Annotated in this window: 6 protein-coding genes; all 6 read left to right on the top strand. The window is 36.1% G+C overall.

Features of this window, described 5'->3' with window-relative positions:
- Positions 1-117 precede the first annotated feature (117 nt).
- A complete protein-coding gene (locus AC1MPL_RS11630) occupies positions 118-1,560 on the top strand; it encodes an RNA polymerase factor sigma-54 (protein ID WP_479766114.1) in 1,443 nt (480 codons plus the stop codon).
- A 206-nt stretch (positions 1,561-1,766) separates the two neighbouring features.
- Positions 1,767-2,018 carry a BolA family iron metabolism protein IbaG gene (gene ibaG, locus AC1MPL_RS11625; protein ID WP_479766113.1) on the top strand — a complete coding sequence of 84 codons (252 nt, stop codon included), beginning with the start codon at positions 1,767-1,769 and terminating at the stop codon, positions 2,016-2,018.
- Positions 2,019-2,025: 7 nt separating this feature from the next.
- A complete protein-coding gene (gene murA / locus AC1MPL_RS11620; RefSeq protein WP_479766111.1) occupies positions 2,026-3,288 on the top strand; it encodes a UDP-N-acetylglucosamine 1-carboxyvinyltransferase in 1,263 nt (420 codons plus the stop codon).
- A 3-nt stretch (positions 3,289-3,291) separates the two neighbouring features.
- Positions 3,292-3,975 (top strand): ATP phosphoribosyltransferase, encoded by a 684-nt coding sequence (gene hisG / locus AC1MPL_RS11615; protein WP_479766109.1) that lies wholly within the window; start codon positions 3,292-3,294, stop codon positions 3,973-3,975.
- A 136-nt stretch (positions 3,976-4,111) separates the two neighbouring features.
- Entirely contained in the window at positions 4,112-5,401 is a 1,290-nt protein-coding gene (gene hisD / locus AC1MPL_RS11610) for a histidinol dehydrogenase (protein WP_479766108.1), read from the top strand.
- A 45-nt stretch (positions 5,402-5,446) separates the two neighbouring features.
- Entirely contained in the window at positions 5,447-6,532 is a 1,086-nt protein-coding gene (gene hisC, locus AC1MPL_RS11605; protein ID WP_479766107.1) for a histidinol-phosphate transaminase, read from the top strand.
- Positions 6,533-6,545 lie beyond the last annotated feature (13 nt).

The raw sequence follows: 6,545 nt of genomic DNA, 5'->3' as shown, positions 1-6,545 counted from the left end.
TATAATTAAAATGGACTTTAAATTCAAAATTTGGCATCGTGATATATAATTTATATAAATCTTGTGATATAAAAAATAATAACGGCATAAAGTTTGCTAGTACAATGAGGTTTGTTTATGAAGCTATCGCTTGGGCTAAAAGTAGCTAACTCTTTATCTTTGACACCTCAACTACAACAGGCAATACGCTTACTGCAATTATCTAATCTTGAGTTGGAACAAGAAGTTCAATTACAAATTGATAATAATCCTTTATTGGAGGTTGTTGATACTACATCTGAAGAAGATACCATTAGTGAAAATCAGGAAGCGGATTTATATGAGCAATTAAAGGCAGTTGATATTCCTGAGGATTTACCTATAGATACGCACTGGGATGATATTTATATACATCAGCCAACAGTTTTAGGCATGGCACAATCAGATGAAAGAGAAGTGCAATATTATAAGGATATAACACTGCAGCAATATCTATATGATCAAATTAATTTGTTAAAATTTTCTGAAATCGATCGACTCATTGCAACTTGTATTGTAGATGCATTAGATGAAAAAGGTTTTTTAATTGCCGAAATTTCAGAAATTAAAGAAGTTGCCTTAAAGTTGTTGTTAGACATTGGTTATGTTGAGCATGATTTAGAAGAAGATGAAATACTTATTGTATTAAAGTATATACAGCAGTTGGATCCTATTGGCGTAGGGTCACGGAATTTAGTTGAATGTTTGTCTATCCAATTAAAAGCATTATCAGACTCAGTACAGTATAAAGCTGAAGCATTAAAAGTTTTATTACATTATCACTTTCTTATAACGAACGATATTCAAAAGTTACTTAAAGCTACAGGCTTAAAGTTAGCGGAACTTAAAGCAACGATAAATTTAATTAAAACACTGAAACCATATCCAGGTAGTGACTTTGTAGAAAGTGAAATAGAATATCAAATTCCAGATGTTGTTGTTATTAAAAAGAATAATGTATGGAACGTAGGTTTAAATCCAGATATAGTTCCAAAACTGAGGGTTAATTCATATTATGCAAGTTTTATTAAACGTGCAGACCAAAGTGAAGATAATCAATACTTAAAAAATCAATTATTAGAGGCAAAAAATTTTATAAAAAGTATTGATGAAAGACATAAGACATTATTGAAAGTTGCAACTTGTATTATTAAATATCAGCGTGATTTTTTAGAGTATGGCGAAGAAGCAATGAAGCCTCTAATACTTAGAGATATTGCGGAGGAGGTTGAGTTACATGAGTCTACAGTCTCGCGTGTGACTACTAATAAATATATTTTGACACCTAAAGGATTATTTGAGCTGAAATACTTTTTTTCTAGTCATGTATCTACAATAACAGGTGGAGAGTGTTCCTCAACTGCTATTAGAGCAAGAATAAAAAAGTTAATTTCTGCTGAAAGTCCACAAAAACCTTTATCTGATAATAGTATTGCTAACTTATTAAAAGAAGAAGGAATTAATGTTGCGCGCCGAACGGTTGCAAAATATAGAGAATCATTACATATTGCATCTTCCTCAGACAGGAAAGTACTTCTTTAATATGATATTTCATTAATACTGAATAAACATAAACGAATAGCATATTTATATTAGATATGAGAATAGGCGACTTGTCTTAAAGTCTCATTTTGAATAAAACCTTTCATTTTTTTGTTTTAAAATTATTTAGACTTAATGAATTATTTTTATGATTTATAGTAAAATATTCGACTTTTAGCCGTAGGTCCAAAGCGAGGTCTTTGATAATGAATAGCGAACAACTCACAGAAATTTTAAAACAAGCATTTCCAAGTGCGGAAGTAGTTGTGAGTGGACAAGCAGGCAAGTTTGACCTACGAGTTGTTGATGATCACTTTGAAGGGAAACGTCCTGTTGTACGTCAGCAGCTTGTATATGAACCACTAAATAATTTTATTGCAAGTGGTGAAGTACATGCAGTAACAATTAAAGCAATGACAAAAGAAGAATGGCGTAAAGCTAGCATGTTTGGAGTATAAAATATAAATGGATAAATTTCTTATTCAAGGTGGTACGCAATTACGCGGTGAAGTGCGTATTTCGGGAGCTAAAAATGCAGCATTGCCTTTATTAGCTGCAACTATCTTGGCAGAAACGCCAATAACGATTACAAATGTACCTAATCTTAAAGATGTAAATACATTGGTTGAACTTATTGCAGGTTTGGGAGTTACGATCTGTTATGAAAATGGACATCTTGTTAAAGCAGATACATCAACATTAGATAATCAGTTTGCACCTTATGAACTTGTTAAGACTATGCGTGCATCTATTTTAGTTTTAGGTCCACTGTTGGCACGTTATGGTACAGCACGTGTTTCTTTACCTGGTGGCTGTGCAATAGGTTCTCGCCCAGTAGATCAACATTTAAAAGCTTTAGAAGTACTTGGCGCTACTATTGAAGTTGAAAATGGTTATGTAAATGCACAGGTTGATGGTCGCTTAAAAGGTGGCGAAGTCATTTTTGATATGGTAACTGTTGGTGGTACAGAAAACATTCTGATGGCAGCCGTACTTGCAGATGGCGTGACTACAATTCGTAATGCAGCAAAAGAGCCTGAAATTACCGACTTAGCCCAAATGCTAGTGAAAATGGGTGCGAAGATTGAAGGTATAGATACTGATACACTTATAGTAACGGGTGTTGATCATTTAAATGGTTGTGAGCATGCCGTTGTTGCTGACCGTATCGAAACAGGTTCATATTTAGCAGCAGCAGCAATTACAGGTGGATGTGTTAAAACAACACATACAGATCCAAAGCTGTTAGAAGCTGTTTTAGAAAAGTTTGAAGAAATGGGTGCGGAAGTCACACGTGGTGATGACTGGATTGAACTAGATATGCAAGGAAAACGTCCTAAAGCCGTGAGTTTTAGAACACTTCCACATCCTGAATTTCCGACAGATATGCAAGCCCAAGTTATGGCTGTCAATACGATTGCAAAGGGTTTTGCAACTGTTTCAGAAACGATCTTTGAAAATAGATTTATGCATGTACCAGAGCTTTCTCGTATGGGAGCAAATATTCAGGTAGAGGGTAATGATGCTGTTGTTACTGGTGTTGATAAATTATCAGCAGCTCCAGTTATGGCGACTGATTTACGTGCGTCTTTTTCTTTAGTTTTAGCTGCGCTTGCCGCCGAGGGTGAGACTTTAGTAGATCGCATCTATCATATTGATCGTGGATATGAAAAAATTGAAGAGAAACTTCAAGGCCTTGGCGCAAAAATTAAGCGAGTAAGTGAGTAAATAATGAATGACCTAAGAAACGATGATCCAAATTTTGATGTGATGGGGAATTTTGATCATGGTTTGACATTGGCATTGAGTAAAGGGCGTATTTTAAAGGAAACACTACCTTTACTCGAAACAGCAGGTATTAACTTATTAGAAGATCCTGAAAAGTCTCGTAAATTGATTTTCCCAACAACCCATAAGCATGTTCGTATTTTAATTTTACGTGCTTCAGATGTACCTACTTATGTTGAAAATGGTGCAGCAGATATTGGGGTGGCTGGGAAAGATGTGCTAATGGAACATGGTGCTCAAAATGTTTATGAACCATTAGACTTGAAAATTGCCAACTGTCGTCTAATGACAGCAGCAAAAGTGGGTATGGAACGCCCGAAAGGCCGTTTAAAAATTGCGACAAAGTATGTCAATTTGACACGCCAATATTATGCAAGCCTTGGTGAGCAAGTTGATGTCATTAAGCTTTATGGTTCTATGGAACTTGCACCATTGGTTGGCCTTGGTGACTACATTGTAGATGTGGTAGATACAGGAAATACCTTGCGTGCAAATGGTTTAGAACCATTGGAAGAAATTTGCCAAGTATCTTCACGTTTAATCGTAAACAAGGCGAGCTTTAAGCGTAAGCAAAACTTGTTGAATCCTATTTTACAGCAACTAGAACAGGCTGTAGCTTCAAAATAGTTGTAAAATTGATAAAATTTATGAGAGTAAGTCAAAAATATGATGAACTCTTATAAATTGAATGAGATATGTTGCCCACAAGTGACTTTAAAAAGGTTAAACTTAAGCCTTAATTGTTTAACTTGTGGGTAAATTGATGCGACGTTTATCGACTCAAGACCAAAATTTCAAACAGGTCTTTGCGGATTTATTGGCTTTTGAAACTGTCAATGATCCTGAGCTTCTTTCAACTGTAGATAAAATTATTGCCGATGTTCGTCAGTTTGGTGATGAACATGTTCTTAAATTAACCCAACAGTTCGATCGACATCCCGCGCATCATTTTTCTGAACTCGAACTGACTCAAGAACAATTAAAAACTGCATTTGATCATTTAGACCCTGATGTACGTAATGCATTAGAGCTTGCTGCAAGGCGTATCCGTACTTTCCATGAAGCACAGAAGCAAGATGGTTGGAGCTATATTGATGATTTTGGTAACACATTAGGTCAAAAAGTAACACCACTTGATCGTGTAGGAATTTATGTACCAGGTGGCTTGGCATCATATCCATCTTCTGTATTAATGAATGCCGTACCTGCACATGTAGCGGGTGTTGCAGAAATTATTATGGTTGTGCCTGCACCAAAAGGGGACCTTAATCCATTAGTACTTGCTGCTGCCTATCTTGCAGGCGTAAGCCGTGTATTTACAATTGGTGGTGCGCAAGCAGTTGCTGCTCTTGCCTATGGTACACAAACAATTCCACGTGTAGATAAGATTACAGGACCTGGGAACCGTTTTGTTGCAGCTGCTAAACGTGCTGTATTTGGGCAATGTGGTATTGATATGATTGCAGGGCCTTCAGAAATTTTAGTTTATGCTGAAGGTAATAATGATGCTAAGTGGATTGCAATGGATGTATTATCTCAAGCAGAACACGATACAATTGCACAAGCAATTCTCATTACACCCGATGAAAAGTTTTTAGAGGAAGTTGCACAAGCAATCGAATCACATTTAGCGGAACTACCAAAAGCAGAAATAGCGCGTACTTCAATTGAAAATCGTGGCGCTTTAGTTCTTGTTAAAGATAGGTCAGAAGCGATTGAATTAATTAACCAAGTTGCTCCTGAACATTTAGAATTATGTTTAGATGATGCTCAAGCGATGAGTGAAGAAATTCGCCATGCAGGTGCGATCTTTATGGGAAGGTATACACCTGAGGCAATTGGTGATTATTGTGCAGGGCCAAATCATGTTTTACCAACTTCAGGTACAGCACGTTTTTCTTCACCATTAGGTGTGTATGACTTTCAGAAGCGTTCTAGTTTGATTATGTGTTCAAAAGAAGGTGTAAAACCATTGGCAAAAGCAGCTGATATTTTGGCACAAGAAGAAAACTTAGATGCACATGCACGTTCTGCACGTTATCGCTATAAATAAGAAAAATAAGGTGGTCTGTAAGGCCACCGCACTTGAGATAAGTAAATGACTATGACAAATGAAAAAATGCGTTTTTGGAGTCCAGAGGTTCGTGAGCTTGAGCCTTATGTACCTGGTGAACAGCCTAAAATTCAGAATCTATTAAAGCTAAACACCAATGAAAACCCTTACCCACCTTCACCAAAGGTTGCACAAGCATTAGAGAAGCAGTTATCTAATCAGGCTGATTTATTGCGTTTGTATCCAGATCCTGATGTTAGTATTTTGAAGGCAGCAATCGCGAAACAGCAACATATTACCGCAGATTATGTATTTGTTGGTAATGGCTCTGATGAAGTGTTAGCACACATTTTTAAAGCATTCTTTCAACAACAAGAGCCTGTTTTATATTCAGATATTACTTATAGTTTTTATCCTGTATATAGCCAATTTTTTAAGATACAAACTAAGATTGTGCCTTTAAATGAAAAGTTTGAAATTGATATTAAAGATTATCGACAGCCGAATGGTGGGATTATTATTACGAATCCGAATGCACCAACCAGTATCGCATTACCTTTAACTGATATTGAAAAATTGTTACGTGATAATCCTAATCGTGTTGTGGTGATTGATGAAGCTTATGTCGATTTTGGTGCTGAGTCAGCAGTCACTTTAGTTGATCGTTATGAAAATTTAGTGGTGTGCCAAACAACTTCTAAGTCGCGTTCACTTGCAGGGCTTCGAGTGGGTTATGCAATTGCACAACCGCATTTAATTGCTGCGCTAGAAACTGTGAAAAATAGCTTTAACTCGTATCCGATAGACCGCCTTGCAATTGCTGCTGCAGTTGCTTCTTTTGAGGATCAACCATATTTTGAAGAGCATTGCCAAAAAGTTATTGTGAGTCGTGAACGGTTGATTATGGACTTAAAATCTTTAGGTTTTAATGTATTGCCATCTAAAGCTAATTTTATTTTTACTTCGCATCAGACTGAAAAAGCAAGTGTACTGGTAGAGAAGCTACGTGAACAAGGTGTTATTGTTCGCTATTTCAATAAGCCAAGAATTGATAATTTTATGCGTATTACGATTGGTACAGATGCTGAAAATAAACGACTTATACAGAGTTTGGAAAAGATTCTATCTTAAAGTAGTTTTAAAT

The sequence above is a fragment of the Acinetobacter sp. N1-1 genome (assembly GCF_056711485.1).
This window is presented reverse-complemented; position numbering and strand designations above follow the sequence as displayed.

Bases quoted from the DNA above. Each gene is read 5' to 3' on its own strand.
- AC1MPL_RS11630 (WP_479766114.1), top strand. From the start codon at position 118: ATGAAGCTATCGCTTGGGCTAAAAGTAGCTAACTCTTTATCTTTGACA.
- ibaG (WP_479766113.1), top strand. From the start codon at position 1,767: ATGAATAGCGAACAACTCACAGAAATTTTAAAACAAGCATTTCCAAGT.
- murA (WP_479766111.1), top strand. From the start codon at position 2,026: ATGGATAAATTTCTTATTCAAGGTGGTACGCAATTACGCGGTGAAGTG.
- hisG (WP_479766109.1), top strand. From the start codon at position 3,292: ATGAATGACCTAAGAAACGATGATCCAAATTTTGATGTGATGGGGAAT.
- hisD (WP_479766108.1), top strand. From the start codon at position 4,112: ATGCGACGTTTATCGACTCAAGACCAAAATTTCAAACAGGTCTTTGCG.
- hisC (WP_479766107.1), top strand. From the start codon at position 5,447: ATGACTATGACAAATGAAAAAATGCGTTTTTGGAGTCCAGAGGTTCGT.